Annotated in this window: 23 protein-coding genes; 10 read left to right on the plus strand and 13 right to left on the minus strand. The window is 72.7% G+C overall.

The window, feature by feature from the left end:
• Positions 1-77: 77 nt before the first annotated feature.
• Together EXW95_RS06345 and EXW95_RS06350 are read right to left on the minus strand one after the other, a co-directional pair.
• On the minus strand, positions 78-716 hold the full coding sequence (locus tag EXW95_RS06345) for a response regulator transcription factor (protein WP_174366750.1): 639 nt from the start codon (positions 714-716) through the stop codon (positions 78-80).
• Between the two features lie 127 nt (positions 717-843).
• Positions 844-2,355 (minus strand): HAMP domain-containing sensor histidine kinase, encoded by a 1,512-nt coding sequence (locus EXW95_RS06350; RefSeq protein WP_174366751.1) that lies wholly within the window; start codon positions 2,353-2,355, stop codon positions 844-846.
• A gap of 54 nt (positions 2,356-2,409) precedes the next feature.
• On the opposite strand from EXW95_RS06350, the gene EXW95_RS06355 reads away from it, so the two are divergent.
• The 5 genes from EXW95_RS06355 to EXW95_RS06375 all read left to right on the plus strand — a co-directional run bounded on the left by EXW95_RS06355 (position 2,410) and on the right by EXW95_RS06375 (position 8,088).
• Entirely contained in the window at positions 2,410-2,556 is a 147-nt protein-coding gene (locus EXW95_RS06355; RefSeq protein WP_174366752.1) for a potassium-transporting ATPase subunit F, read from the plus strand.
• Positions 2,556-4,235 (plus strand): potassium-transporting ATPase subunit KdpA, encoded by a 1,680-nt coding sequence (gene kdpA / locus EXW95_RS06360; RefSeq protein ID WP_217449170.1) that lies wholly within the window; start codon positions 2,556-2,558, stop codon positions 4,233-4,235. Before EXW95_RS06355 ends, kdpA begins: the two co-directional genes overlap by 1 nt.
• The gene (gene kdpB, locus EXW95_RS06365; RefSeq protein ID WP_174366753.1) at positions 4,232-6,265 is read left to right on the plus strand and encodes a potassium-transporting ATPase subunit KdpB; all 2,034 of its coding nucleotides are present in this window, start codon (positions 4,232-4,234) and stop codon (positions 6,263-6,265) included. The genes kdpA and kdpB overlap by 4 nt, the downstream gene beginning before the upstream one ends.
• Positions 6,266-6,330: 65 nt before the next feature.
• Complete coding sequence (gene kdpC, locus EXW95_RS06370) at positions 6,331-6,972, plus strand: potassium-transporting ATPase subunit KdpC (RefSeq protein WP_254605527.1); 642 nt, start codon at positions 6,331-6,333, stop codon at positions 6,970-6,972.
• 33 nt (positions 6,973-7,005) lie between these two features.
• On the plus strand, positions 7,006-8,088 hold the full coding sequence (locus EXW95_RS06375; RefSeq protein ID WP_174366754.1) for a sensor histidine kinase KdpD: 1,083 nt from the start codon (positions 7,006-7,008) through the stop codon (positions 8,086-8,088).
• 21 nt (positions 8,089-8,109) lie between these two features.
• On the opposite strand, the gene EXW95_RS06380 is transcribed toward EXW95_RS06375, so the two are convergent.
• Genes EXW95_RS06380 through EXW95_RS06390 form a run of 3 tightly spaced genes read right to left on the minus strand, consistent with a single transcriptional unit; the run spans position 8,110 to position 10,434 of the window.
• Positions 8,110-8,700, minus strand: a complete 591-nt coding sequence (locus EXW95_RS06380) for a 2'-5' RNA ligase family protein (RefSeq protein WP_371809948.1) — start codon at positions 8,698-8,700, stop codon at positions 8,110-8,112.
• A gap of 5 nt (positions 8,701-8,705) precedes the next feature.
• Positions 8,706-9,350: a metalloregulator ArsR/SmtB family transcription factor gene (locus EXW95_RS06385; protein WP_174366755.1), complete on the minus strand. Its 645-nt coding sequence runs from the start codon at positions 9,348-9,350 to the stop codon at positions 8,706-8,708.
• A gap of 34 nt (positions 9,351-9,384) precedes the next feature.
• Positions 9,385-10,434: an Mrp/NBP35 family ATP-binding protein gene (locus EXW95_RS06390; RefSeq protein ID WP_174366756.1), complete on the minus strand. Its 1,050-nt coding sequence runs from the start codon at positions 10,432-10,434 to the stop codon at positions 9,385-9,387.
• 108 nt (positions 10,435-10,542) lie between these two features.
• Between EXW95_RS06390 and EXW95_RS21290 the strand changes: the two genes are divergently transcribed.
• The 3 genes from EXW95_RS21290 to EXW95_RS06405 all read left to right on the plus strand — a co-directional run bounded on the left by EXW95_RS21290 (position 10,543) and on the right by EXW95_RS06405 (position 16,147).
• Positions 10,543-12,756 carry a PEGA domain-containing protein gene (locus EXW95_RS21290; RefSeq protein ID WP_174366757.1) on the plus strand — a complete coding sequence of 738 codons (2,214 nt, stop codon included), beginning with the start codon at positions 10,543-10,545 and terminating at the stop codon, positions 12,754-12,756.
• An 86-nt stretch (positions 12,757-12,842) separates the two neighbouring features.
• The gene (guaA, locus tag EXW95_RS06400; protein WP_174366758.1) at positions 12,843-14,360 is read left to right on the plus strand and encodes a glutamine-hydrolyzing GMP synthase; all 1,518 of its coding nucleotides are present in this window, start codon (positions 12,843-12,845) and stop codon (positions 14,358-14,360) included.
• A gap of 179 nt (positions 14,361-14,539) precedes the next feature.
• Positions 14,540-16,147 (plus strand): HD domain-containing phosphohydrolase, encoded by a 1,608-nt coding sequence (locus tag EXW95_RS06405; protein WP_174366759.1) that lies wholly within the window; start codon positions 14,540-14,542, stop codon positions 16,145-16,147.
• A 52-nt stretch (positions 16,148-16,199) separates the two neighbouring features.
• Here EXW95_RS06405 and EXW95_RS06410 read toward each other — a convergent pair whose 3' ends face one another.
• From EXW95_RS06410 to EXW95_RS06435, 6 genes are read right to left on the minus strand one after another with little or no spacing between them, the layout of a single operon-like run.
• Positions 16,200-16,760, minus strand: a complete 561-nt coding sequence (locus EXW95_RS06410) for a hypothetical protein (RefSeq protein ID WP_174366760.1) — start codon at positions 16,758-16,760, stop codon at positions 16,200-16,202.
• Between the two features lie 25 nt (positions 16,761-16,785).
• Entirely contained in the window at positions 16,786-18,108 is a 1,323-nt protein-coding gene (locus EXW95_RS06415; RefSeq protein WP_174366761.1) for an ABC transporter permease, read from the minus strand.
• Positions 18,105-18,857, minus strand: coding sequence for an ABC transporter ATP-binding protein (locus tag EXW95_RS06420; protein WP_174366762.1), 753 nt, complete (start codon positions 18,855-18,857; stop codon positions 18,105-18,107). Before EXW95_RS06420 ends, EXW95_RS06415 begins: the two co-directional genes overlap by 4 nt.
• Entirely contained in the window at positions 18,854-20,239 is a 1,386-nt protein-coding gene (locus EXW95_RS06425; RefSeq protein WP_174366763.1) for an efflux RND transporter periplasmic adaptor subunit, read from the minus strand. The genes EXW95_RS06420 and EXW95_RS06425 overlap by 4 nt, the downstream gene beginning before the upstream one ends.
• Positions 20,236-21,294: a TolC family protein gene (locus EXW95_RS06430; RefSeq protein ID WP_174366764.1), complete on the minus strand. Its 1,059-nt coding sequence runs from the start codon at positions 21,292-21,294 to the stop codon at positions 20,236-20,238. The genes EXW95_RS06425 and EXW95_RS06430 overlap by 4 nt, the downstream gene beginning before the upstream one ends.
• Positions 21,291-22,661, minus strand: coding sequence for a TolC family protein (locus tag EXW95_RS06435; protein WP_174366765.1), 1,371 nt, complete (start codon positions 22,659-22,661; stop codon positions 21,291-21,293). Before EXW95_RS06435 ends, EXW95_RS06430 begins: the two co-directional genes overlap by 4 nt.
• A 166-nt stretch (positions 22,662-22,827) precedes the next feature.
• On the opposite strand from EXW95_RS06435, the gene EXW95_RS06440 reads away from it, so the two are divergent.
• Together EXW95_RS06440 and EXW95_RS06445 are read left to right on the plus strand one after the other, a co-directional pair.
• A complete protein-coding gene (locus tag EXW95_RS06440; protein WP_174366766.1) occupies positions 22,828-23,511 on the plus strand; it encodes a response regulator transcription factor in 684 nt (227 codons plus the stop codon).
• Positions 23,508-24,824, plus strand: a complete 1,317-nt coding sequence (locus EXW95_RS06445; RefSeq protein ID WP_254605528.1) for a cell wall metabolism sensor histidine kinase WalK — start codon at positions 23,508-23,510, stop codon at positions 24,822-24,824. Before EXW95_RS06440 ends, EXW95_RS06445 begins: the two co-directional genes overlap by 4 nt.
• Positions 24,825-24,882: 58 nt before the next feature.
• Here EXW95_RS06445 and EXW95_RS06450 read toward each other — a convergent pair whose 3' ends face one another.
• A complete protein-coding gene (locus EXW95_RS06450) occupies positions 24,883-25,377 on the minus strand; it encodes an NUDIX hydrolase (RefSeq protein ID WP_174366767.1) in 495 nt (164 codons plus the stop codon).
• Positions 25,364-26,458, minus strand: a complete 1,095-nt coding sequence (gene prfA / locus EXW95_RS06455; protein ID WP_174366768.1) for a peptide chain release factor 1 — start codon at positions 26,456-26,458, stop codon at positions 25,364-25,366. The genes EXW95_RS06450 and prfA overlap by 14 nt, the downstream gene beginning before the upstream one ends.
• Positions 26,459-26,564 lie beyond the last annotated feature (106 nt).

Consider the following 26,564-nt stretch of genomic DNA (forward strand, 5'->3'; position numbering starts at 1 on the left):
GCACATGACGCCCCGGATGCTGCTGGGCGCGGGGTTGATCGTGTCGGGTCTGCTGGTGATCGCGCGGCGCTGAGGGATTACAGCAGGCCCTGGCGGAGGGCCTGGACGGCGGCCTGGGTGCGGTCGGCGGCGTGGAGTTTCACGAGGATTTCCTGCACGTGGAGTTTCACGGTGCTGACGCTGATCCCCAGGCTGGCGGCGATGTCGCGGTTGCCCTGTCCTTCGGCGATGAGGCGCAGCACGTCGGTCTCGCGGGGGGTGAGGGGTGAGGTGGCGTGGGGCGTGCGGATGCTGCCCAGCACGTGATGCGCGATCTGCGGGTCGAGGTACGCGCTGCCTGAGGCGGCGGCGTGGATACCGAGCAGCAGGAGGTCCGGGTCGGCGCTCTTGAGGCAGTAGGCGTGCGCGCCGGACGCCAGTGCGGCCAGGACCTCGTCGCGCAGGTCGTGGGCGGTGAGCATGACCATGCGGACCTGCGGCCAGCGGCGGCCGATCTCGGCGGCGGTCTGGATGCCGTCCATGCCGGGCAGGCCGATGTCGAGCACGGCGACGTGAACGGGCTGCGGCCCGGTCTGGGTGCGGGTCAGGACGTCCAGGGCCTCCTCGCCGCTGCGGGCCTCGGCGGTGACGCGCAGGTCGCTTTCCAGGTTGATGGCGGCGCGCAGGCCGTCGCGGGTGAAGGCGTGATCCTCGACGAGCAGGACATGGGTGGTCATGTGGGCCTCGGGCGTGCAGGCGGATGATGGAACTGCGGGGTGACGGGCGCGTGGTCTGCCGTTTCTCCTCCCCCTTGAAGGGGACTGGAACAGCTCGCAGGCGAGCGGCTGGGAGGGGGTGACACGGTCATGCGTCTTCCAGGGGCAGGGTGAGGGTGAAGACGCTCTGGGCGCGGGCGGTGCGGGCGTACGTGACGGTCCCGCCGTGGCGTTCGGCGATGCGGCGGGTGAGGTACAGGCCGAGGCCGGTGCCGCCGCCTGCGCCGCCGGAGCGGAAGCGCTGGAAGAGGGTGGGGATTCGCGGGGCGCTGACGCCGGGGCCGCTGTCGAGGACGCTGAGGATCGCCTCGCCGTCCTGGCGGGCGAGGGTGATCTGGACGGCGCTGCCGGGTGGGGCGTAGCGGACGGCGTTGTCGAGGAGGTTCTGAATGGCGCGGCGCAGGTCGTGTTTGCGGCCGCGGGTGCGGGCGCCGTCCAGAGTGGTTTCCAGGGTGACGCCGCGCGTGGCGGCGGCGGGCCGCAGCTGCTCGGCGACGTTCAGGACGAGGTCGCGCAGGGAGACGCTCTGGAGTTCGTCGTCTTCCTGGCCGCTCTCGTACTTCGCGACGAGCAGCAGCTGGTCGGCGAGGGCCAGGAGGGCGGCGTTGGCGTCCAGGCCGTTGCGGAGCGTGGCGGCGTAGTCGTCCGGGAGGGGGCCGTAGGCGCCTTTCAGGGCGGAGCGCATGTTCACGGCGTTCGCCATGAGCGGGGTGCGCAGGTCGTGGCTGAACGAGTAGATGAGGTCCTGCAATAACTCCCCGCGTTCCTGGAGCTGGGCCTGCCGGGCGTGCAGGTCGTCGAGCAGCGCGGTGCGGTCGAGCAGCGGCTGGAGGGTCTGCACGGCTTCGGACAGCTGGTCGGGGGGGGCGGTGGGGCGGGTGAGGAGGATCAGGAGTTCCGGGTCGCTGGGGCGGGTGAGGCGGGCCACAAAGGTGTCGCCGCCACCGACGGCCCACACCTGATGGTCCCTGGGCTGCGCCGCGTCGCGGGTGGCGGGGCGGGCCAGGAGGTCCAGGGGCAGGCGGTGACCCAGGCGGCCCTCGCCGGGGCCGGTGTGGGCGTGGGGTTCGCGCAGCACGGCGCGGTCGACGCTGCCGATCTCGACGGTGGCCGCGCCGGTGAAGTCCTGCAGGGCGTGCGCGGCGCGCGTGACGAACTGCGCCTGCGTGAGGGGTCCGCTGACGGCCTCGATCAGGGTGCGCAGGGCGCGTTCGCGCTGGAGTCGGCGTTCCTCCTCGTGCAGGCGGGCGGCGCGGGTGGCGGCCTCGCGGGCGCGCAGGCTCAGGAAGCCGACCAGGATGGCGGCGAGGATGCTGACGGCGCGGTTGCCGAGGTCGGTGGGGGTCGCGCCGTCCCGCGCGGCGTTGACGGCACCCGCGAGGATGTTCCCGGCGATGGCGAGCGCGGTGAGGTTCACGGTGGCGCGGCGGCTGGCGCCCAGCGCGGCCAGGGCCAGGGGCGCGCTGACCAGGGTGCCGATGACCAGGGACGCGGGGGTCAGGACGTCGGTCAGGGTGGTCGCGACGATCAGGGCGACGCTGGCGGCCAGCAGACGGCGTTCGCTGCGTTCCGGGGTGGGGGTGGCGGAGGTGGGGGTCATGGGGCGTCTGGAGTTCAGGGTAGGGCGCGCCGGGTGGGGGTGGGGACTGGCCAGATGGCCAGGGGGGTGGGCCGGTCGGAGCATACCGTCCGGGTGGGGGGGCGGCGCAGGCTGGTCGGCATGGACGCACTGCTTCTGATTCTGGTGCTGGCGCTGGGCGCGTACCTCCTGTACGCCCTGGTGAAGGCGGAACGGTTCTGATGGATATCCTGCTGACGTACGGGCTGGCGCTGGCGCTGGCCCTTCCCCTGGGGCTGTTCATGGCCCGGCTGATGGAGGCTCCGGCGTCGCGCGTCACGGCGGGGCTGCTGCGTGCGTGTGGCGTGGACGCCGCGCGGGGCATGTCGTGGCGCGCGTACGTGGGGGCGCTGCTGGGCACGAACGTGATCGTGGGGCTGGTGGCGCTGGCGACGTACCTGTTGCAGGGTGGCCTGCCGCTGAACCCGGACGGCATCGCGAACCTGCGCTGGGACACGGCGATTCACACGATGGCGTCGTTCATCACGAACACGAACCAGCAGCATTACAGCGGGCAGAGTGGCCTGTCGTACCTGTCGCAGATGCTGGGCATCACGGCGCTGCAGATCTTCACCCCGGCGGTGGGGTTCGCGGCGCTGTTCGCGGTGCTGCGTGGCCTGCGTGGGGACGCACACCTGGGGAACTACTTCCTGGACGTGACGCGCGGCGCGGCGCTGCTGACGGTGTCTGCGGCGGTGCTGGCGCTGCTGCTGACGTGGCAGGGCGTGCCGAGCACCTTCGCGGGGGCGCGCACGGCGACGCTGGTGCAACCTCAGACCGTGGAGGGGCAGGCGGTGACCACGCAGACGATCCCGGTGGGGCCGGTCGCCCCGATGGTCGCGATCAAGCAGCTGGGCACGAACGGGGGCGGCTGGTACGGGCCGAACTCGACGGTGCCGCTGGAGAACCCCACGCCTCTGTCGAACCTGCTGGAGACGGTCAGCATTATCCTGTTCCCGCTGGCGCTGGTCGTGGCGACCGGCCGGTTCCTGCGCCGCCCGCGCTTCGGACTGGTGCTGATGGGCGTCATGAGCGTGCTGTCGGCGGCGCTGACGCTGGGTGCGGTGCTCGCAGAGCGGATGCCGAACGCGGCCCTGGCGGGCCTGTCCGCGTTGGGCCCGAACATGGAGGGCAAGGAGGTGCGCCTGGGCGCGGACGCGACGGCGCTGTGGGCCGCGTTGACCACGCAGACGAGTAACGGGAGCGTGAACGGCATGCTGGATTCGTTCACGCCGCTGGGCGGGCTGGTGCCGCAACTGGGCATGTTCCTGAACGACGTGTACGGCGGGATCGGCGTGGGGCTGATCAACATGCTGGTGTTCGTGATCCTGACGGTGTTCGTGGCGGGGCTGATGGTGGGCCGCACGCCGGAACTGTTCGGCCGGAAGATCGAGGCGCCCGAGATCAAGCTGGCGTCGCTGATCCTGCTGCTGCAGCCGCTGCTGGTGCTGGGCTTCACGGCGCTGGCCCTGTCGAACCCGGCGGTCACGGCGAACTCGAACCCCGGCTTCCATGGGCTGTCGCAGGTGTTGTACGAGTACAACTCGGCGTTCGCGAACAACGGCAGCGGCTTCGAGGGCCTGGGTGACAACACGCCCTGGTGGAACCTCAGCTGCGCGCTGGTGCTGCTGCTGGCCCGTTTCCTGCCGATGGTGGGGCCGCTGGCGATCGCGGGCCTGCTGGCCGCCAAGCGCGCCGCGCCGGAGGGCAGCGGGACGCTGAGGGTGGACACGCCGGTGTTCGCCGGGATGCTCCTGAGCGTGATGCTGCTGCTGCAACTCCTGAACTTCGCCCCGGCGCTGGTGCTGGGACCAGTCGCTGAGCAAATGACGCTGAATACCGTGAAGGACGTGACGAAATGACCGCTGTGCCGCAGAAGACCCCGAAGGGGGGCGTGTTCGCCCCGGCGCTGATGCGCGCCGCGCTGAGGGCCGCGTTCGTGAAACTCGATCCGCGCTTCATGGTGCGCAGCCCGGTGATGTTCGTCGTGCTGCTGGGCGGCGTGCTGACGCTGCTGCTGACCGTGCAGGCCGCCGCGAGCGGGCAGGCGTGGGGCTACCCGGCGGGCGTGACGGTCTGGTTGCTGTTCACGGTGGTGTTCGCGAACTTCGCCGAGGGGCTGGCCGAGGCGCGCGGGAAGGCGCAGGCGGCCACACTCCGCTCGGCGCGCGAGGACACCCCGGCCCGCCGGGTGCTGGACGGCCGCGAGGAGGTCGTCCCGAGTACGCAGCTGCGGCGCGGGGACGTGATCGTGGTGCAGGCGGGCGAGATGATCCCCGGCGACGGTGAGGTCATCGAGGGGCTGGCGGCGGTGGACGAGAGCGCCATCACGGGCGAGAGCGCCCCAGTGATCCGCGAGGCGGGCACCGATCACAGCGGCGTGACGGGCGGGACGCGCGTGCTGTCCGACCGGATCGTGGTGCGGGTGACGTCGCAGCCCGGCGAGAGCTTCCTCGACCGCATGATCGCGCTCGTCGAGGGCGCCAGCCGCCAGAAGACCCCGAACGAGCTGGCCCTGTCGATCCTGCTGGCGGCGCTGACGCTGGTGTTCCTGATCGTCGTGGCGACCCTGCTGCCCCTGTCGCGGTTCGCGGGGGCGACGGTGGACGTGGTGACGCTCGCAGCGCTGCTCGTGTGTCTGATTCCCACGACGATCGGCGGTCTGCTGCCCGCCATCGGCATCGCGGGCATGGACCGGGCCTTGCAGGCGAACGTGATCGCCAAGAGCGGTAAGGCGGTCGAGGTGGCCGGGGACGTGGACATCCTGCTGCTGGACAAGACCGGCACGATCACCGTCGGGGACCGTCAGGCGACGCGCTTCCTGCCGCTGCCCGGCGTGAGCGGTGAGGAGCTGGCGGGCGCGGCGGCGCTGGCCTCGGCAGCGGACCCCACGCCGGAAGGCAAGAGCATCGTGACGCTGGCCCGCGCGCAGGGCGTGACGCCCGCCACCCCGGCGGACGCGGAGTTCATCGAGTTCACCGCTCAGACCCGCATGAGCGGCGTGGACGCGGGCGGCGTGAGCATCCGCAAGGGCGCCGCCGACCGCATCACCCGCCTGGCCCGCGAGCGGGGCGGCAACGTGCCCACTGAACTGTCCCCGCTGGTGGACGAGGTGGCCCGCGCGGGCGGCACGCCCCTCGTGGTGCTCCGTGACGAACGGGTGCTGGGCGTGGTGGCCCTGTCGGACGTGGTGAAGCCCGGCATGCGCGAACGCTTCGAGCAGTTGCGCCGCATGGGGCTGCGCACCGTGATGATCACCGGGGACAACCCCCTGACCGCCGAGGCGATCGCCCGCGAGGCCGGCGTGGACGGCTTCCTGGCCGAGGCGACACCCGAGGACAAACTCGCCATGATCCGCGAGGAGCAGCGCGGCGGGAAGCTGGTCGCCATGATGGGCGACGGCACGAACGACGCCCCGGCCCTGGCGCAGGCGGACGTGGGCCTCGCCATGCAGAGCGGCACGCAGGCGGCCAAGGAAGCGGCGAACATGATCGACCTGGACTCCGACCCCACCAAGCTGATCGAGGTCGTGGAGATCGGCAAGGGCCTGCTGATGACGCGCGGCGCGCTGACGACCTTCTCGATCGCGAACGACGTCGCGAAGTACTTCGCGATCCTGCCCGCGCTGTTCGCCACGCAGATTCCCGCGCTGGCCCCGCTGAACGTGATGGATCTGCGCAGCCCGCAGAGCGCGATCCTGTCCGCCGTGATCTTCAACGCCCTGGTGATCCCGGCGCTGATTCCGGTGGCGTTGCGAGGCGTGCGCTACTCGCCCGGCAGTGCCGACGCGCTGCTGGCGCGCAACCTGCTGATCTACGGGCTGGGCGGCGTGCTCGTGCCGTTCGTGGGCATCAAGCTCATCGACGTGCTGCTCGGACTGATCGGCGCCTAAGCACTCCTTCCCGGCGAGGTCCGGGGGATAGCCCCCACCTCGCCCCCCCATAAAGAGGTTTCATCATGACTCTGAACGCCATGCCCTCCCCTGCCCTTCCCGAATCGGCCCTTCCCCAACCGACCCTTCCTGACGCGCCTCAGCCCGGGTGGAGTGCATGGCTGCGCTTCTCGGCGCTGTGGCTGGTGCTGGGCGGCCTCGCGTACCCGGCGGTGACGACCGCGCTGGGCGGCGCGTTGTTTCCCGCGCAGGCCACCGGTTCCCTGATCCGCGACGGGAGCCGGGTGGTCGGCTCGGCGCTGGTCGGGCAGCCCTTCACGGGGGACCGGTACTTCATCGGGCGGCCCAGCGCCGCCGGGAGCGGGTACGACCCGGTGAACGCGTCGGGCAGCAACCTCGCCGTGAGCAACCCCGCGCTGCGGGAGCGCGTGCAGGCCCAGGCGCAGGCGATCGCGGCGCGGGAGAACATCCCCGTCACGCGGATTCCGGTGGATCTGCTCACCGCGAGCGGCAGCGGCCTCGACCCGCACGTGTCCCCGGCGGGCGCGGCGGTGCAGGTGGCGCGGGTGGCGCGCGCGCGCGGCCTGACGGACGCGCAGGTGCAGTCGCTGGTGCGGGAGCACACCGAGCGGGGCGTGCTGGGCCTGGGGCAACCCGGCGTGAACGTGCTGGAACTGAACCTCGCCCTGGACCGGCTGGGACGGTGAGCCGTCACGCCGCCTGAACCCGAGCGGCTGGCGATGCCCGGCGCCGCCCGCCTGACGCGGGGTCGGCACCGGGTGTTCGTGGGCATGGCGGCGGGGGTCGGGAAGACCACCCGCGCGCTCAGCGAACTGCGCGACCGTCTGGAGCGCGGCGAGGACGCCCTGATCGGCGTGCTGGAAACGCACGGGCGGGCGTTCACGCAGGCCGCCGCCGAGGGCCTGCCGGTCTTCCCGCGGCTGGACGTGATGCGGGGCGGCGTCACGCTGGGTGAACTGGACGTAGCGGGCCTGATCGCGCGCCGTCCGGACGTGGTGCTCGTGGATGAACTGGCGCACTCGAACGCGCCGGGCAGCTCGCGGGAGAAACGCTGGATGGACGTCGAGGCCCTGCTGGACGCGGGCGTGAACGTGCTGTCCACCGTGAACGTGCAGCACCTGGAGTCCCTGCACGACACGGTGGCGCGCCTGACCGGCGTGCGCGTCCGCGAGCGCATCCCGGACGCCGTGCTGGGCGGCGCGGACGAACTGGTGCTGGTGGACCTGACGCCCGCGGACCTGCGCGAGCGGGTGCGGTCCGGCGCGGTGTACGGCGTGGAGCGGGCCGAGCACGCCCTGTCGAACTTCTTCACGCTGCCGAACCTGACGGCGCTGCGGGAACTGGCACTGCGACAGGTGGCGCACGTCGTCGAGCAGGGCGCGGCCGGTCTGTCGGCAGGCCAGAGTCCAGGCCCGGTCGTGCAGGAGCGCGTGGTGGTCGCCGTGGCCGCCGAGGAGACCGGCGCGCGCCTGATCCGCCGCGGAGGTCAGCTCGCGCAGCGCCTGCACGCCGACCTTCAGGTCGTGACCGTGCGCGCCGAGCGCATCAGTGCCGAACGGGCGCGGCTGCTCGACACGTTCCGCGCGGTCACGGTCGCGCTGGGTGGGGAGTTCATCGTGCTCGACCCGGCGGGCGGCGTGGCGGCCACGCTGATCCGGCACGTGCAGGCCACGCAGGCCACGCAGGTCGTGCTGGGCGAGAGCAGCCGTTCCCGCTGGGAGGAATTCCTGCGGGGGGACATCATCCGCTCGGTGCTGCGGCAGACCCGCAACGTGGACGTGTACGTCATCACCCGCGAGTGACTGCGCCCGGTGGCGTGCCCGTCAGCTGGGGGCCACCTCGGCGCGCGGGTCGGCCAGGAGCGCGTCGTCGGGGGTCAGCAGCGGGTAGGTGTGCAGTTCCTGCACCTCGCCCCGGTGTTCCCGCGTGAGGCTCAGGGCTTCCACCCGGAAGTGCGTGACGGGCGGCTTCAGGTCGCGGATCTCCTCCCAGAGGATCGGTTCGGCCCAGGGCAGCACGCCCAGCGCCAGCGTCAGGTGCGGGCGGTAGTCCGGGCCGTCGTGGCGCGCCTGACTGGACGGCCCGATGGCCAGGCTGCGGCGGTGCAGCGCGCCCAGGGCCGGACTGAGTTCGCATTCCAGGAAGATCACGCCGGGCAGCTGCTTCCAGCCTCGCACCTGCACGTCGAACGCGGGCTGGCCGCGCAGCACGTCGCGGCACGCGCCGACCAGTTCCGCGCTGCGCAGGCTGGTCTGGAACGGCGCGCGGACGTTCAGGTGCGGCAGGCCGAAGCCGCGCACGTTCAGGCGGCCTTGCAGGCGGCGCAGCCAGCTGTCGAGCGCCTCCGGGGGCCACGCCACGATGGAGTACAGCGGGCTGGGCGCGTCGTCCAGCGTGGGCAGGAACTCGGTCACGGCCCTTACCCGACCCGGTAGCGGCAGCAGGCCTGCCCGCAGGCGATGCGGGTGTCGCGGGCGACGGGCACGCCCAGCAGGTCGGTGTACAGCGTGATCTCGGCGCTGCACAGCTGCGCGTACTGCCGCGCGACCGTCAGGTTCGGGCAGTTGCGCTGCGTGAACACCCACCCGCCCTGTTCGTCCTGCTCGGCGGTGGCGTCGAAGCCGTGTTCGTTCAGTCGGCGCACGAGCACCTGCACCCGCTCGCCCAGCGGCAGATCTTCGGGCAGGTCGTCCCGCAGCCGCGCGGCGATCTCGGCGTTACGCGCGTCGAGGACCTGCAGCAGGGCGTCCCCGCCGAACAGACCCTCGATGTGCCGCAGGACGTCCACGCACAGGCTGGAGTACGTCTTGGGGAAGGCCGCCTCGCCCCGGTCGGTCAGGACGAACACGTGCTGGGGCCGCCCGCGCCCGCCGGGGCGTTCGGTGCGGACCTCCAGCAGGCCCTGCTCCTGCAGGTCGCTCAGGTGGCGCCGCGCGGCGGGCACGCTGACGTCCAGCCGCTGCGCGAGGTCCTGCGCGGTCTGCGCGCCGTGCCGTTTGACGAGTTCCAGCAGGCGGGTCTTCGTGCGTTCGGCACCGGCCGGGGCGAGGGTCGCGGCGCTCACGGCCTGCCCCCCGCACCGTGGAGACGCGCGGCGGTCATACGACGGTCAGCTGGTCCGGCAGGTGCGCGAGGGTGCGGACGCTGACCTGCCCGGCCAGCGCGCGGGCCGCCTGCCGCAGCGCCAGCGCGGCCGGGCTGTCCGGGTGGGCGATGACGGCCGGGGTGCCCGCGTCGGCGTCCTGGCGGACACTGACCTCCAGCGGGATCTCACCCAGGGGCGTGTGGTCGCCCAGTTTGCGGCTGCCGCCCCGCCCGAAGAGGTCGTACGTGATGCCGGTGTCGGGCGCCACGAAGTAGCTCATGTTCTCGATGACGCCCAGCACCGGCACGCTGGCCTTGCGGAACATGTCCAGCGCGCGGGTCGCGTCGATCAGCGCGACGTCCTGCGGGGTGGTGACGATCACGGCGCCCGTGACCTGCACGGTCTGCGTCAGGGACAACTGCACGTCGCCGGTGCCCGGGGGCAGGTCCACGATCAGGTAGTCCAGTTCACCCCACGCGGCGTCCTTGAGGAACTGCTGGATGGCGGAGTGCAGCATCGGTCCGCGCCACACGAGCGCCTGCCCGGCCGGGGACAGGTTCGCCATGGAGATGAACCGCACGCCGTGCGCGTCCAGGGGACGCATCTTGCGGTCCTCGTTCGCGGTGACCTTCGCGCCGCTCTGGCCCAGCATGTGCGCCACGCTGGGGCCGTACACGTCCGCGTCGAGCAGCCCGACGCGCGCGCCGTCCAGCGCGAGGCTCGCGGCGAGGTTCACGGCGACGCTGCTCTTGCCCACGCCGCCCTTGCCGCTGCCGACCAGCAGGACGTGCTTCACGCCGGGCAGGGCGGGCTGCGCGGCGGCGCGGACCATCGCGCCGAAGGTGATCACGGCGCCTTGCACGCCGGGGACGGTCAGTGCGGCGGCGCGCACGTCACGTTCGATCTGGCCTTTCAGGGGGCAGGCGGGCGTCGTGAGGTTCACCTTCACGTGCGCCACACCCGCGTCCACGCTGGCGTGCTCGATCATGCCCAGCGAGACGAGATCCCGGTGGAGTTCCGGGTCGTTCACGGTGCTCAGGGCGGCCATCAGGGCGTCACGCATATCCCGCAATTAGTAGCGCAGATCGCGGGGCGCGGCAAGCCACGCGGTCACACTGCGCCGCCGCCTGTGCGCGCCGCGCGGGGCGGACACCAGCCTATACTGCGGGCCGTGAAGCCCCTTGGCCCCTATGTGGCCGCGCGTGACCTGCCGGGCCGGATGAACAGTCCGGTGCGGACCCTGCGTGCCACGGACCGCCTGACCGGCATGCCGGTGCTGCTGCACGGCCTGCCCGCCCCGCAGCCCGTCCCCGACCTGCCCGAGCATCCCAGCGTCCTGCTGCCGTCCGAGTGCGTGCAGGTCGCCGGGGAGGCGTTCATGGTGACCGAGCTGCCCCTGCAGGCGCGCCCGGCGCAGGACCCGGACCTGACGGCGCGCGGCGCGCTGGCGGCCCTGGCGGCCCTGCACGGGCGGGGCGTGGTGCACGGCGGCCTGAGTGTCTCGCAGTTGTGGAGCGTGGACGGCGAGGTCCGCCTGGCCGGGGCGGGCCTGCCCTGGGGCGGCGACGCGCGGCCCGGTGACGACCTGTACGCCCTGGCGGTCATCCTGCACGAGATGGGCGGCGTGCCCGCCCCGCTGCGTCCCCTGCTGGACGAACCGGGACGCCTGGACGCCCACGCGGCCCTGCGCCTGCTGCGCGGCACCCCGCCGCAGCGTGACGCGGCCCCTGCTGCACCCGTGCCAGCGGCGCCGGAAGCGACGGCGCCCGCCAGCAGCGAACCGGAACCGACTGCGCCAGCACCGGTGGACACCGAACCACCCGCGCCGGACAGCGTTTTGCCGGAGGTTCAGTTTTCCGCCCCGCCCGCCCCGGCGCCCGAGCTTCCGTCCTCCCCCCTACCGACCGCCCCGGTCCCCGCTGAACCGATTCCTGCCGAAGCGATCCCGGCCAGAGCGGTGCAGGCCGAAGCGGCGCAGCCCGCAGCGAACCCACCTCTGCCCGTCCTGTCGGCGCCGGACGTTCCGGTCCGCGCGGAGACCAGCGGGTCACGGGGACGCCGGGGGCGGGGCAGCCGCTTCCGCCTGCCGGGCCTGAGCGCCCCGCGTGACGTGGCGACGCCGGACGCCCCGACCGTCGTGGACCCGCAGGCGACGCCAACCCTGCCCCCGGTCGAGGCTCAGGTGGTCACGGGAGACATCTCACCGGTCGGGCCTGCTCCTGTCCTGCCCGAACCCGCGCCGTCCGCGCCGGACCGTTCAGCCGCGCCCGCGCATGACGGCACGCCGATCGTGCTGGGCGACCCCGCATCCACCGGGAGCGCCGCCATCGAGAGCACCGCCGTCGAGAGCCCAGCCGCCGAGGATGCACCTGCCGTCGCTGAACCGGACGCCGCCGTGATTCCCAGCGCGTCGGTGACTCCCACCGCGCCCGTGCTCACTGCGGCGCCTGTGGCGCAGGCCGCGCCGATCGGCCCGGACGCCCAGGTGGTCCCGGCGGGTCCGGCGCGGCTGTCCCCGCAGGAACGCCGCCGACGGGAGCACGAGGCTCGGCGCGAGCAGACCGAACGGGACGCCCGCGCTGCCGCCGACCGCCGCCTGCAACGGCTGGAGCAGCAACGGGCACAGGCTCCCGCGCAGGCGGTAGCGCCCGCGCCCATCCAGATCGGCTTCGACGACCTGCCCGAGTGGGAGGTGGACGCGCCCGCGCCGCGCCCGCAGGTGCAGATCCGCGAGGTGCCGCGCCTGCCGGAATCGCTGCGCCGCGCGCCGCTGCCCGAAGAACCGGGGGCCGAGACTGGCGACGAGGCGGTCGAGGGTGAACGGCCTGGAGACGGCTCCGCCGCAGAGGCGCCGGTCGGGACGCTCCCGGCGCGGCGGCGCGCGGGTGACCCGATCCGAATCGGCTGGGACGAGGACGATTCCTGGCGGGTGGTGCGCGAGGCCCCGGCACCGGTCCGTTCGCGCCGTCCGCTGCTGTGGCGCGTGGCGTTCTGGGCGCTGCTGGCCGTCGCGTTCGTGGGCATGGCGCTGGTGCTGGTCAGGGTCGTGCAGGCGCGTGGACAGGGTCAGACCGCGCCCGCCCAGAGCGTGCCGCGGGCGTCCGGGTCGGGCGAGGCAGCGGCGGTGGCCGCCGCGCCGCAGCCGCAGACGGTGCCGTTCACGGTGCGGGGCGTGGCGGGCGCCACGGCGCGCCTGTCCGTCGAGCAGTCCCCGAAGGAGGCGAACCTGACGCCGGGGGCGTCACTGGGGACCGCGCCGGGCCGCGTGACGTTCCCGGCGCCCGGCACGTATCGCCTGCGGGTGGTCGTGGACGGCTTCGCGCCGGGCAGCATGACGGTCACGGTGCCGCGCGCGCAGCCGGTGACCATCGACCTGGACCGCTGAGGCCGGGTCGGGCCGGGGGCTCGTCTGCCCGGCTCGTCTGCCCCGGCGGGACGCCTGCGGCCATAGTGCGTGAGACAATCGGGGTGATGAGCGTCGTCATTCTGGATTTCGGCAGTCAGTTCACGCGCCTGATCGCGCGCCGCTTCCGTGAACTCGGGGCGTACAGCGTGATCCTGCCCGGCAGCGCGCCCCTGGACCGCATCCTGCGGGAAAACCCGCAGGGGATCGTGCTGTCGGGTGGACCGAGCAGCGTCTACGACGAGGCGGCCCCGAAGCCCGCGCCGGGCGTGCTGGACCTGGACATCCCGGTGCTGGGCGTGTGTTACGGCATGCAGTACCTCGCGCAGCAGGCGGGCGGGGACGTGAAACGCGCCGGGAAGCGCGAGTACGGCAAGGCGGACCTGACGCAGTACGGCGGGCAGCTGTTCGAAGGCATCCAGGGCGAGTTCGTCGCGTGGATGAGCCACAGCGACTCGGTCACGCAGCTGCCCGAGGGCTACGAGGTGGTCGCGCAGACCGAGGACACCCCGGTCACGGCGATCGAGAACCGCGAGACGCGCCGCTACGGCGTGCAGTTCCACCCGGAGGTCGTGCACACGCCCAAGGGCGGGCAGCTGCTGGCGAACTTCCTGGGCATCTGCGGCGTGACGCGCGACTGGACCGCCGAGCACATCATCGACGAGCTGATCGCGGACGTGCAGGCGCAGGTCGGGGACGGCCGGGTGCTGCTGGCGATCAGCGGCGGCGTGGACTCCAGCACGCTGGGCCTGCTGCTGGCGAAGGCGGTCGGGGAGAAGCTCACGGCGGTGTTCATCGACCACGGCCTGCTGCGCCTCGGCGAGCGCGAGCAGGTCGAGGCGGCCCTGAAACCGCTGGGCGTGAACCTCGTGACCGTGGACGCCCGCGCGGAATTCATGGCGGCGCTGGACGGCGTGTCCGACCCCGAGCAGAAGCGCAAGATCATCGGCCGGGAATTCATCCGCGCCTTCGAACGCGAGGCCCGCGCGTACGGTCCCTTCGACTTCCTGGCGCAGGGCACCCTGTACCCGGACGTGATCGAGTCCGCCGGGGGCGAGGGCGCCGCGAACATCAAGAGCCACCACAACGTGGGCGGCCTGCCGGACGACCTCGCGTTCAAGCTGGTCGAGCCGTTCCGGACGCTGTTCAAGGACGAGGTCCGTGAAATCGCGCGCCTGCTGGGCCTGCCGGACCACATCCGCATGCGTCACCCCTTCCCCGGTCCGGGCCTGGCGATCCGCTGCCTGGGCGCGATCAGCGAGGAGAAGCTGGACATCCTGCGCCGCGTGGACGACATCTTCATCAGCGGCCTGCGCGAGTTCGGGCTGTACGACGGCTGCTCGCAGGCGCTGGCGATCCTCACGCCCATCCAGTCGGTCGGCGTGATGGGCGACGAGCGCACGTACTCGTACACGGCGGCGCTGCGGGCCGTGACGACCGACGATTTCATGACCGCCGAGTGGGCCCGGCTCCCGTACGACTTCCTGGCGACCATGAGCAACCGCATCGTGAACCAGGTGCACGAGATCAACCGCGTCGTGTACGACATCACGGGCAAGCCGCCGGCCACCATCGAGTGGGAATGACCCTGCGGCGCTGAACACCACCCTCTGCCCCCGGCCACCGCGCCGGGGGTTGTGCTGCGCCGGGTGTACGTCTGCCGGGGGGGAGTGGTGCGCGGCGGGTCAGTCGCGCTAGCGTGGGGGCATGTCTCAGTTGCGTCGCCGGAGCCCGACCCGGCGATTGTCCCCCCGCGGCGGTCCACTTGACCGGTGATCCGCTGCGTCCTGATCTGCCCGAGACGCTGCGGCCCGCGCTGGAGGCGCAGGCGCTGGTGCTGCTCGCGCAGTCCAGCCGCGACATGTTCGAGCAGTGCGTGACCCTCGCCCTGGAGATCACCGGGGCGGGATCGGCGCTGGCGCTGCTGTACCGCCAGGACACCGACGAACTGGAGATCGTCGCGGCGGCCGGGGAGCACCGGCAGGTCGCGCTGGGCCGTCACCTGCCGCGCGGGCAGGGGCTGGCGTGGCGGGTCGTGCAGTCCGGCCGGGCGACCCTGATTCCCCGCACCGACCAGGACCCGCAGACGGTATACGTGTCGGGGCAGCCCATGCCGCACACGTACCTGGGCGTGCCGCTGCTGGACCCGGACGGACGGGTGCTGGGCGTGCTGTCCGTGAACCGGCTGGCGCAGGACACGCAGTTCGGCAGCGGCGAAGCGCAGGCGCTGACGCTGCTGGGGCAGGCGGCCAGCGTGGCGTACTCGCGCATGCGGGCGCTGGAAGAGGCCCAGCTGGCCGCCCGGCATTTCGAGCAGCTGGCGCAGCTGTCCGCCGAACTGGCCGAACTGGGCAGCCCGGAGGACATCGGGCAGCGGGCCGTGCAGACCCTGGTGGACCTCTCGGGCTTCACGGTGGGGGCGGTCGTGGTGCTGGACGGCCTGGGGCAGGTGCAGCTGTCCGTACTGGCCGGGCACCCCGAGGGTCAGGACGCGACCCGACGCGTGCTGGCCGCCCGTCCGTCCCCGACCGGCCTGATCGGCGAGGTGCTGCGGACCGGTCGCACGCAGGTCGCCCCGGATTACCAGTCCTGGTCGGCCCGCCGGGCGGACGCGACGCACGTGTTCACCGGGCTGGCCGCGCCGCTGCGCGTGGATGGCCGCGTGGTGGGCGTGGTGATGCTCATGCACCTCGTGCGGCGCGTACCGGTGCCGGGGTCGCTGGTCACGCTGCTGGACACGGTCGCGCTGCGGATCAGTCAGGCGCTGGACCGGGCCGACAGCGTCGAGCACCTGCACGCCACGCGTGAGGCGGCGCTGCGTACCCTGGGCCGCATGCTCGAAAGCCGCGACGGGGACACGTTCGGGCACACCGACCGCGTGACGACGCTGGCGCTGCGGCTGGGCGAGCGGCTGGGCCTGCCTGACGCGCACCTGCGGCACCTGCGCTGGGGCGCGTACCTGCACGACATCGGCAAGGTCGCGGTGGACGACCGGGTGCTGCGCAAGGCCGGACCGCTGACCCCGGTCGAACGTGAGGCGATGCAGTGGCACGTGGAGGTCGGGGATCAGCTGCTGCGCGAGGAGGTGTTCGTCCCACGCGAGGTCCGCGAGGTCGTGCGGCACCACCATGAACGCTGGGACGGGACCGGGTACCCGGACCGGCTCGCGGGGCCGGACATTCCGCTGCTGGCGCGGATCTTCAGTGTCGCGGACGTGTTCGACGCGCTGATCAGCGCCCGGCCGTACAAGCTGGCGTGGTCGGTGCAGGCGGCCGCCGACTCGCTGCGGGAACAGGCGGGACGGCAGTTCGACCCGGCAGTCGTGGAGGCGTTCCTGCAGGTGCTGCGCGAGGACGGCCTGCTGGACGACTGAACGGGAGAGGCGCGCCGGAGTTCGATCATCCGGCGCGCCTCTCCCCTGTCCGTTACTTCTTCTGGAGGACCTTGATGTACGCGCCCAGCTGCTCGGCCGTGCGGCCCTGCTTGAAGGGGTTGAACTGGCCGGGCTGGCCCTGACCGGCAGGTGCGCCGGGGCGGTCGCCGCCGGGGCCGCCCTGACCGTTGCCTCCCTGACCTCCCTGGCCGCCGCTGCGTTGCGCCTGGGTGCGGCGGGCTTCGCGGTCCTGTTCGGCTTTCAGCATGAGGCTGTCGAGGGCCGTGAGTTGTTTGGCGGTCAGGATCTTGTCCTCGATCTGCGTGAGGTATTTCTTGGCGTCGTTGGGCTGCACGCTGGTGGCTTTCTGGATGGTGGTCAGGATCGGCAGCAGGAGTTTGGCCTGCGCCTTGGTCAGGGCGGTCGCCTTGTTCTTTTCCAGGTCGGGCAGGAGGCGGACGGTCTGCGCGAGGTCGTTGACGGGCTGCATGGCTTTCATGCGGGCCTGCATCTCGGGCGTCATCTGGCGCTGGCCCTGGGTGCCGGTCTGGGCGCTGGCGGCGCCGAGGGTGAGGGCGGTGAGGATCAGGGTGGTGCGGGTGGTCTTGGTCATGGGGGTGCTCCTATTCGTATCTGAGTTACTCGTATCTGAGGGAATCGACGGGGTCGAGTTTCGCGGCGCGGGCGGCGGGGTAGTACCCGAAGAACACGCCGACGAGGGCGCTGAACGCGAAGGCGATCAGCATGGGCGGCAGGCTGAAGACGGGCGTGATGTTCAGGGCCTTCCCGCCGAAGGCGAGGGCGACGCCGAGCAGCATGCCGATCACGCCGCCGCCGATGGACAGCAGGCTGGCTTCCACCAGGAACTGCGTGAGGATGTCGCGGGGCCGCGCGCCGAGGGCCTTGCGCACGCCGATCTCGCGGGTGCGTTCGGTGACCGAGACGAGCATGATGTTCATGATCCCGATGCCGCCGACGAGCAGGCTGATGCCCGCGATGGCGCCGACGAACAGGGTGAGGGTGTTCGTGATGGAGTTCAGGCTGGCGAGGCTGTCCGCCTGGTTCTGCACCTGGAAGTCCAGGCTGTCCGGGTCGGTGAGGTCGTGGCGGGTCATGAGCAGGTCGGTCACGTCGCTCTGAAGCCCCGTGAGGTCCTTCGCGTCGGTGGCCTGCAGGTACACGCTGCTGACGGTGGGTTGCCCTCCGGCGCTGTTCGTGCGGGCGAAGCGTTGCAGGTACGTGCTGAGGGGAATGAGGACCTGGCTGTTGGCGTTCCCGAAGCCGCTGTTGCCCTTGTCGGGCAGGACGCCCGTGACGGTGAAGGTGACGCTGCCCAGCCGGATCTTCTGCCCGGTGGCCTGCTCCGGGGTGGCGCTGCCCTCGGTGCCGTCGCCGAACAGGTCGAGCAGGGTCTGGTGGCCGATCACGGCGACGCGTTTCCTGCCGCTGACGTCCGCGTCCGTGAAGTACGCGCCGGTCTCGACGGGGCTGTTGCGCACGGTTTCATAGGCGGGCCAGGTGCCGACGACGCTGACCTGGGCGTTGTTCGTGCCGACCTTGGCCTGCAGGTTGCTGTTCACGCTGGGCGCGACGCCCGCCACGCGGTCCGGGAACGCACCTGCCAGCGCCTCGGCGTCCTCGACGGTGATGGTCTGGCGGGGTCCGGCGCGCACGAGGCTCCCGCCGCCCCCGCCCCGCGCGCTCTGCACGGTTAGCAGGTTCGTGCCGAGGCTCTCGAGGTTCTTCGTGACGCCGGCGGTGCTGCCCTGCCCGATGGCGGTCAGGGCGACGACGGCGGCCACGCCGATGATGACGCCCAGCGCGGTCAGGACCGAGCGCAGCGGCGTGCCGACGATGGCGCGCCACGCGATGGTGAACGCGCCGCCCAGGCCGATTCCGCCGCGCCGCCGGGGGGCGGGGCTGGTGGGGGCGGTCGCGGCCGCGGCGGGGTGGGTGGTCATGCGAGCCTCCCGCTGCGGGGCGTCTGGCGGCGGTCGCTCTCGATCAGGCCGTCACGGACGCGGATGACCCGCCCGGCGTACGCGCCGATGTCGTCCTCGTGCGTGACGATGACGACGGTGGTGCCCTCGGCGTGCAGGTCGCTGAACAGGCCCATGACTTCCTCGCTGGTGCGGGTGTCGAGGTTCCCGGTGGGTTCGTCGGCCAGCAGCAGGCGGGGGCGTCCGGCCAGCGCGCGGGCGATGGCGACGCGTTGCTTCTGCCCGCCGCTGATCTGGCTGGGGAGGTTGCGGGCCTTGTCGGCCAGCCCGACGCGGTCCAGGACCTGCATGGCCCGGTCGCGCCGCTCGCGGGGGGGCACCCCGGCGTACGTGAGGGGCACCTCGACGTTCTCCACGAGGTTCAGGCGGGGCAGCAGGTGGAACGCCTGGAACACGAAGCCGATCTCTGTGTTGCGGGCCGCGGCGCGTTCGTTCTCGCTGAGGGTGGTGACGTCGCGGCCGCCCAGCCGGTAGCCGCCCTCGCTGGGCCGGTCGAGCAGGCCGATGATCTGCATCAGGGTGGTCTTGCCGCTGCCCGACGGTCCCATCAGGGCGACCATCTCGCCCGGCAGGATCTGCACGTCCACGCCACGCAGGGCCTCGAAGATCACGTCGCCCTGCGCGTACACCTTGCGCACGGCGCGCAGGTCCACGACCGCCGGGGCGAGGCTGGGCGCGGGGACGGCCGGGGTGACCTGCGGGGCGGTCACGGGGCACCACCGGGGAAGCCGCCGCCGGGCACGCCGAATCCGCCGCTCTGGCGGCTGTTCTGGCTGCGGGCGCCGCTGCCCTGGCCGCTGGCGCTGGCGGCGCTGCGGGCCGCGCCGGGCACGACGACTTCCTGGCCGGGGGTCAGGCCGTCCGTGACGATGGTGTTCGTGCCGTCGGTCGCGCCGGTCTCCACGCGGACCCGTTCGGGTTCGGCGCCCGCTGCGGTGGGGATCTGCACGTAGCTGCGGCTCCGCACGGTCTGCACGGCCTTGCTGGGCACCAGAAGGCCGCGGTCCTCGCTCTGGACGATCTCCGCCTCGGCGGTCATCCCGGCGCGCAGCTGCCCGCCTGTGTTACTCAATTGCACGGTGGCGGTGAACACGCTGATGCCGCTGCTCTGGGTCGCGCCGGGCGAGACGCGCACGACCTTCCCGCTGAAGGTCTGCCCGTCGAAGGCGTCGAGGGTCACGTCGGCGCGCTGGCCGACCTTCACGCCGGCGATCTCGGTCTCGTCGATCTGCACGGGGAGATTCAGGGTGGTGTCGTCGATCAGGGTCAGGATGCTCGCGCCGCTGTTCACGACGGTGCCCTCGGTGGCGGTGACGGTGCTGACCACGCCGCTCATCGGGGCGTACACCTTCAGGTCGGTGCGGTCCTGCGCGGCGGCGTCCAGGCTGTCCTGCGCCTGCTGCACGGCGAGCGCCTGACTGCGGAGGTTCTGCGCGTCGGTGCTCGCGCCGGTCTGCTGCTGGGTCAGGGCGCTGCTCAGGCTGGCGCGGGCGCTGTCCACGCTCTGCTGGGCCTTGGTGACGGCGGACTGCGCGTCGGCCAGCGCGGAGGCGCTCAGCGCGCCGATGGCCGCGAGCTGCCGCTGCCCGCTGAGGGTGCGCTGCGCGTCGGCGAGGGTCTGCTCGGCCTGCGTCACGCTGCCCCGCGCGCTGACGACGCTGCTGGCGCGCTGCGCGGCACTGCTGGCCTGAGAAGCGCGCGCAGCGTCCAGGCTGGCGCGGGCCTTGTCGAGGTTCAGCTGGGCCGCCTGGACGTTCTGCTCGACGGTGTCGCTGCTCAGGGTGGTGATCAGCTGCCCCTTCGTGACGCGTTCGCCCACGGCGGGCACGGCGCCGACGGTGGCGGTCAGGTCCGCGCCGACCGTGCGGGTCTGCGCGGCTTCCAGCGTGCCGGGGCCGCTGACGGACACCCGGACGACGCCCTGCTGCGCGCGGCTGGTGGTGGTCGTGGCGGTGACGGTCGCGGTCTGCGCGCTGCGGCTGCGGGTGTACAGGACGCCTCCGGTGGCGGCGCCGACCAGCAGCAGGGCGCCGATGACCCACGGCCAGCGGCGGCGCGGCGCGGCGGGCCGGGGAATGGAAGTGGTGGTCACAGCGCGCCCCCGATGCCGGTGAGATTCTGCCCGGCGGCGACCGACAGCGCCGCGAGGGCCTCGGTGACGTTGTTCTGCGCCTGCAGGCGGCTGTACTGCGCTTTCTTGAGGCTCAGCTGGGTGTTCTGGAGTTCGACGGCGCTGATCGTGCCGCTTTTCAGGCGGGCGCTGTCCTGCGTGTAGGTCTTCTGCGCGGCGGCCTCGCGGTTCAGGGCGACCTGCTGGAGTTCGTAGGCGTTCTGCGCCGCCTGGTACGCGCTGGCGAGGGTCTGCCCGGCCGTCTTCTCGGCGCTGTCCTGGCTGCGTTGCGCGTTCGCCAGGGCCGTTTTGGCGTCCTGGAGGGTCCGGGCGGGCGTGAAGTCGTTGTCGGCGAGTTTCACGTTCAGCGCGGCGCTGGCGACGTCGTTCGCGGCGCCGACCAGGCTGGTCAGCCGGTCCAGCCCGCCCTGGAGGCTGGCGAGCGTGACGCTCAGTTTGGGCGCGGTGATGGCGCTGCCCGCGCGGACGCTGCTCCCCAGGCCGGTCAGGGTGCCGAGTTTCGCGGCGGCGAGGTTCAGCTGCGCGCGGGCGTCGGCGAGGGTCTGGGTGCTGGCGGCCAGGGTGTTCTGTGCGTTCGTGACGTCCAGGGTGGTGGCGTTCCCGATGCCGAGTTTCACCTGCGCGACCTGCACGCCCCTGGTGTCCACCTGCACCTGGAGCGTCTGGAGTTCGACGTTCTCCTGCGCTTCCAGCAGCGCCGCGTACGCACCGACGGCGCTTTGCAGCGCGCCGAGTTTCGCGGCGCGGACCTGCGCCTGCGCGAGCTTCTCGGCGTTCGTGGCGTTCAGTTTCGCGGCGACGAGGGTGCTGGGGTCGGCCTGCGCGGCGCGGCTGGCGGCCTGGGCCTTGTCGAGGTTCGCCTGGGAGGTCTTGACGTCGCTGCTGGTGTTCAGCGCGGCGCTGACGGCACTCCCGGCGCTGAGGACAGTCTGGGGGGTGCTCTGGGCGTGTGCGGCGGGCGCGGCCAGGGCGAGGCCCAGGCTGAGGGTAAGGAATCGGGTGCGGGCGTGGGTCATTGGGGGCCTCCGGCGGCGTTGAGAAGCTGGGTCAGGCTCAGCTGGGCGGTGATGCGGGCGGACAGCAGGTCCCGCTCCGCCTGCGCGAGACTGAGCGTGGCGGCGGCGAGGTCGTCGGCAGTGCCAGTCCCGGCATCCAGGCGGGCCTGGGCGGTCTGCACGGCCAGCCCCGCGGCCTGCACCTGCGCGGCGCGGGTCTGCACGGCGTTCAGGTTGGTCTGCACGGTCACGAAGCGGCTGCGGACGTCCAGTTCGGCGTTCTGCTGCGCGACCGTCAGGGCAAGCCCCGCCTGGGTGACGCTGGCCTGCGCGGCGCTCAGCGCGGCCTGCTGGGCGGGTGAGTACACGACGTACGAGCCGCTGACGCTGGCGGTCAGGCGGCTCGCACTGCCCCCCGCGCGGTCGCCCAGCGGCAGGCTGTAACTGCCGCCCAGGGTACCCTGCCTGACGTTCAGCGTGGCGCTGACCGTCCCGGCGGCGCCGCCGCCGTAGCCGACGCTGGCGGTCAGGTCGGGCAGGCGGGCGTCCCGCTGGTCGGCCTCCAGGGTCTCCTGCGCGCTCGCCAGGGCGTTCTGCGCGCTGATCACGTCGCTGCTGCCCGTGCGGGCGCGGGCGACCAGGGCGCTCAGGTCCGGGAGGGTCAGGGTGTCGTCCGGCCGGGTGCTGAAGGTCACGCCGCCCAGGGTGGTGCCCAGCGTGGCGTCCAGGGTGCGGCGGGCGCTGTCCAGGCTGGCCTGCGCCTGCGTCAGGCTGCTCTGCGCGGTCTGCACGGCGTTCTGGGCGTTCAGGACCGTCTCGGCGGTGGCGTTCCCGGCGGCCTGCTGGGTCTGCGCGACGGTCAGCTGCCGCTGCCGCAGCTCCAGCGTACGCGTGGCCAGGGTGATGTCCTGCGTGGCGAGCGCGGCCGAGAAGTACGCCTGCGCGACGTTCAGCTGCGTACTCAGGGTCGCGTCGCGCAGATTCGCCTGGGCCAGCGCGAGGCTGCGTTCGGACGCCCGCAGGCTGCTCTGCGCGCTCGACCAGGGCAGCAGGCCCAGGCTGACGTTCGCACCCGCCGTGCCCGACAGGCTGCTGCCGACGGCGGTGGTGGTGCCGTCGGTGGCGGTGGTGGTCGTCGGCCCGGCGTAGCTGGCGCTGCCGCTGACACTGACAGTCAGGCCCAGCGCGGCGCGGGCCGCCTGGAGGTTCTGCTGCGCGACCTGCACGCTCAGCGCGGCGCGGGTGACGCTGGGGGCCTGGGCCAGCTGCGCGTAGGCCTGCTCCAGGGTGAGGTCGGGGGGCGCGGCGGACGGCGCGGTGGTCTGGGCGTGCGCGGCGCCGAGCAGCAGGGCCAGCGTGAGCAGGCAAGGCGGGGGGGGGCGGGTCATGTCGCTCAGCGTGCGGGGCGGGGGTCAAGACTCCGCGCAGCCTCTGTGAAGATTTGTCGAAGGGTCCGGGTAGACCGCCAGCAGGGGTTTGTGCCCGGTGACAGCGGCGCGCCGGGACCTGAGGGGTCTTCGCGCGTCCTTCACGGAGTTCACGTACGCTCATGGCATGAGTGCCCTGATCCTGATCGTCGAGGACGAACCCCAGCTGGCGGAGGTGCTGGAGGCCTACGCCCGCCAGGAGGGCTACCGCACCGAACGCGCCGCCGACGGCAACGCCGCCCTGAGCGTGTACCGCGCCGCCAGCCCGGACCTGATCCTGCTGGACGTGATGCTGCCGGGCCGCAGCGGCCTGGACGTCCTGAAGACCGTGCGGGCCGAGGGCGGCACGCCCGTGATCCTCGTGACGGCCCGCGCCGAGGAGACCGACCAGATCGTGGGGCTGGAACTCGGCGCGGACGACTACGTGGTCAAACCGTTCCGCCCGCGCGAGGTGATGGCGCGCGTGAAGGCCGTGCTGCGCCGCGCGACCGCCCTGCTCGACGATGCGGACCGCCCGCTGAGGGTGGGTCCGCTGGAGGTGGACCGCCGCGCGGTCGTGGCGCGCGTACACGGCGAGACCCTGAGCCTCACCCCAGCCGAGTTCCGCCTGCTGTCGCAGCTGGCCGAGGCGCCGGGCCGCGCGTACACCCGCGAGGAACTGCTCGCGGCGGCCCTGCCGGACAGTGACGCGCTGGAACGCGTCGTGGACGCGCACCTCGCCAGCGTGCGCCGCAAACTGGACGCCGCGCAGGCCGGGGGGCTGCTGCACACCGTGCGGGGCGTCGGGTACCGCCTGGAGGCCGCCGGATGACGCCGCCCGCCGGGAAGCCGCAGCGCACGCAGCCGCTGGCGGTGACGCTGCTGCTGGCGATGCTGCTGGTGGTGCTCGTGGCGGTGGGCAGCACCTTCTACTTCTCGAACCTAGTGGTGAAGCGCGAGTTCGAGCGGCTGCCCAGCGGCGTGCGGCAGATGCTGCGCGATCAGCACGCAGCCGCCCTGCGCGGCGAGGTGCTGACCCCCACGCCGCCCCTGCCCGTGATCCGCACCGGCAGCGCCGCCGACGCATATCTGGACCCCTTCGACAGCAGTCCGGACGTGGGCGGCGTCGTGAAGCAGGCCAGCGGGGAGGACGCGGTCGTCACGAACGGCAAGCGGCCCCGCAACCTGTGGGTCAGTGACGGCAAACCGCCGCCCCGCAGCCGCGCGCAGGACTTCCTGCGGGACGTGCAGCGCAGCCTCCTGCAGGTGGGACTGGTCGCGGCGGCGGTGTCGGCGCTGCTGGCGTTCCTGATCTCGCGCCGGGTGGCACGCCCCGTCTCGGCGGTGTCGGGCGCGGCGGCGCGGCTGGCCAGCGGCGACCTGAGTGCCCGGGCGCCCGTACTGGGCGGCGAGCGGGAGATCGCGGCGCTGGCGCACGCCTTCAACGACATGGCCGAGAACCTCCAGGCGCTGGAACGCGAGCGGCAGCAGGCGGTGGCGGACATCGCGCATGAACTGCGCACCCCGATCGCCGTGATCCAGGCCCGCCTGGACGCGCTGGAGGACGGCGTGTACCCGCTGCATCCTGAGCAGATCACGCTGCTGAGCACGCAGACGCAGCTGCTCACGCGGCTGGTCGGGGACCTGCGCACCCTGACCCTGGCGGACGCCGGGCGTCTGGCGCTGGACCCGCGCCCGCTGGACCTGGGCGCCCTGGGCCGCGAGGTCGTGCAGGCGCTGCAGGACCGCGCCACCGCACTGGGCCTGACGCTGGGCGTGCAGGCCGAACCGGCCCTCACGCACGCCGACCGGGACCGCGTGCGGCAGATCACCACGAACCTCGTGGACAACGCCCTGAGGCACGCCCGCAGCCGCGTGCACGTGCGCGTGGAAACGCGCGGCGAGCAGGTCGTGCTGCACGTCGAGGACGACGGCCCCGGCATCCCCGAGGGCAGCCGCGAGGCGGTGTTCACGCGTTTCACGCGTCTGGACGCCAGCCGCTCCCGCGACACGGGCGGCAGTGGCCTGGGACTGGCGATCGTGCGGGCGCTGGCCGCCGCGCACGGGGGGCAGGCGGCGCTGGCCGCCTCCAAGGGGCTGGGCGGCGCGCACTTCACGGTGACCCTGCCGGGGGGGACAGACTGACCCGCCAGCAGCGCGGCCCCAGGGCTCCTGTCGCCTGGGGCCGCGCGCCGTTCCCACGTTAGCTGCGGGGTTTCAGCGCGGGGATGCGCAGGCCGCCGCGACCGTCCCAGCCCTTGAAGGCGTAGAAGCGGCCGGGCTCGCCGGTCAGCAGGTAGTCGCTGAGCGGTTCGCGCATGGGGGGCGCCTCGATCTTCTGCAGGGCTTCCTCGACGGTGCAGAAGCGCGCCTCCACGATGAACCCGTCGGGGTCGGCAGGGTTCAGCAGGCCGTCCCAGGTGGCCTCGAACGCCACGGCGATGGCGCGTTCGCCGCGGCGTTCGTCCTCGATGTGCACGGTGTACGCCATGTGCTTGATGCCCGTCAGTTTCAGGCCGGTTTCCTCGTAGATCTCGCGGTACAGCGCCTCGGGGAGGGTCTCGCCGGGTTCGACGACGCCGCCCGGCAGGGTGTGGCGCACGCGGCCGTGGCCCTGCCAGTCGTTGCCGACGAGCAGCACGCGGCCGAAGCGGTCGCGGAGGATCCCGGCGGCGACGAGCAGGTCACGCCGCGCCATGCTGGCCCTCCTCGCCCATCTGGAGGAGTTGCAGTTCGCGCTGCGCGCGGGCGAGGTTCGCCACGACCGGCCCCAGCGCGCCCGCGATGACGCTGTCGAGGGGGTGGTTCTTGCCCTCGCCTTCCAGGCGGTGGTCGGTCACGCGGTTCTGGGGGTAGTTGTACGTGCGGATCTTCTCGCTGCGGTCGCCGCTGCCGACCTGCGCGGCGCGGTCGCTGCGTTCGCGTTCCTCCCGCGCGATCCGTTCGCGTTCCGCGAGGCGCGCGGCGAGCACCTGCAGGGCCTTCTCGCGGTTCTTGATCTGCGAGCGGCCGTCCTGGCACACGACCATGATCTCGTCGGGGGTGCCCGCGCGGTACACGGCGCGCACGGCGGAGTCGGTGGTGTTCACCCCCTGCCCGCCCGCACCCTGAGAGCGGAACACGTCGATGCGGACCTCGGACAGGTCCAGCTGCACCTCTGCGGTGTCCGCCTCGGGCAGCACGGCCACCGTGACGGTGCTCGTGTGGATGCGGCCCTGGCTCTCGGTGGCGGGGACGCGCTGCACGCGGTGCACGCCGCGCTCCCACTTGAACGCGCGGAACGCGCCGTCGCCCGTGATCTCGGCGACGACCTTGCTCGCGCCACCCAGGTCGCTCTCGCTGGCGTCCAGCACGGTCACCTTCAGGCCCAGCCCCTCGGCGTAGCGGGTGTACATGCGCAGCAGGTCCATCACGAACAGCCCGGCTTCCGCGCCGCCCGCCCCGGCCCGCAGTTCCAGGATGACGTCCTTCGGGTCGTCCGGGTCTGTGGGCAGCAGCAGCACGACGAGGTCCGATTCGATCTCGGCCAGTCGCGCCTCAAGCGCCTGCACTTCCCCGGCGGCCAGTTCGCGCATGTCGGGGTCGGTCAGGAGTTCGCGCGCGCCGGTCAGGTCGCCCTGCAGCCCGTCGCGTTCGCGCAGCAGGGTCACGAGCGGCAGGAGTTCGCGGTGGCGGCGGGTCAGGCGGGCGTACTCGCGCGGGTCGGCCAGCGCGGCCGGGTCGCCCAGCGCCCGCTCGACCTTCCCGAATTCCGCCGCGAGTTCGTCGAGGCGGCTCACGGGGCGGGGGAGCGCCCGCGTGCTCGGCACGGCGGACGGCTGTGGGCAGACAGGGTGGACACGGGAATCATGAGCGCAGTCTAGCGCCCGCCCGCGAGCGGCTGCG

Source organism: Deinococcus sp. JMULE3 (genome assembly GCF_013337115.1).
Taxonomy (GTDB): domain Bacteria; phylum Deinococcota; class Deinococci; order Deinococcales; family Deinococcaceae; genus Deinococcus.

Excerpts from the sequence above, each read along its gene's own strand:
- EXW95_RS06345 (WP_174366750.1), bottom strand. The coding sequence starts at position 716 with ATGACCACCCATGTCCTGCTCGTCGAGGATCACGCCTTCACCCGCGAC.
- EXW95_RS06350 (WP_174366751.1), bottom strand. The coding sequence starts at position 2,355 with ATGACCCCCACCTCCGCCACCCCCACCCCGGAACGCAGCGAACGCCGT.
- EXW95_RS06355 (WP_174366752.1), top strand. The coding sequence starts at position 2,410 with ATGGCCAGGGGGGTGGGCCGGTCGGAGCATACCGTCCGGGTGGGGGGG.
- kdpA (WP_217449170.1), top strand. The coding sequence starts at position 2,556 with ATGGATATCCTGCTGACGTACGGGCTGGCGCTGGCGCTGGCCCTTCCC.
- kdpB (WP_174366753.1), top strand. The coding sequence starts at position 4,232 with ATGACCGCTGTGCCGCAGAAGACCCCGAAGGGGGGCGTGTTCGCCCCG.
- kdpC (WP_254605527.1), top strand. The coding sequence starts at position 6,331 with ATGACTCTGAACGCCATGCCCTCCCCTGCCCTTCCCGAATCGGCCCTT.
- EXW95_RS06375 (WP_174366754.1), top strand. The coding sequence starts at position 7,006 with ATGCCCGGCGCCGCCCGCCTGACGCGGGGTCGGCACCGGGTGTTCGTG.
- EXW95_RS06390 (WP_174366756.1), bottom strand. The coding sequence starts at position 10,434 with ATGCGTGACGCCCTGATGGCCGCCCTGAGCACCGTGAACGACCCGGAA.
- guaA (WP_174366758.1), top strand. The coding sequence starts at position 12,843 with ATGAGCGTCGTCATTCTGGATTTCGGCAGTCAGTTCACGCGCCTGATC.
- EXW95_RS06410 (WP_174366760.1), bottom strand. The coding sequence starts at position 16,760 with ATGACCAAGACCACCCGCACCACCCTGATCCTCACCGCCCTCACCCTC.
- EXW95_RS06415 (WP_174366761.1), bottom strand. The coding sequence starts at position 18,108 with ATGACCACCCACCCCGCCGCGGCCGCGACCGCCCCCACCAGCCCCGCC.
- EXW95_RS06430 (WP_174366764.1), bottom strand. The coding sequence starts at position 21,294 with ATGACCCACGCCCGCACCCGATTCCTTACCCTCAGCCTGGGCCTCGCC.
- EXW95_RS06435 (WP_174366765.1), bottom strand. The coding sequence starts at position 22,661 with ATGACCCGCCCCCCCCCGCCTTGCCTGCTCACGCTGGCCCTGCTGCTC.
- EXW95_RS06440 (WP_174366766.1), top strand. The coding sequence starts at position 22,828 with ATGAGTGCCCTGATCCTGATCGTCGAGGACGAACCCCAGCTGGCGGAG.
- EXW95_RS06445 (WP_254605528.1), top strand. The coding sequence starts at position 23,508 with ATGACGCCGCCCGCCGGGAAGCCGCAGCGCACGCAGCCGCTGGCGGTG.
- EXW95_RS06450 (WP_174366767.1), bottom strand. The coding sequence starts at position 25,377 with ATGGCGCGGCGTGACCTGCTCGTCGCCGCCGGGATCCTCCGCGACCGC.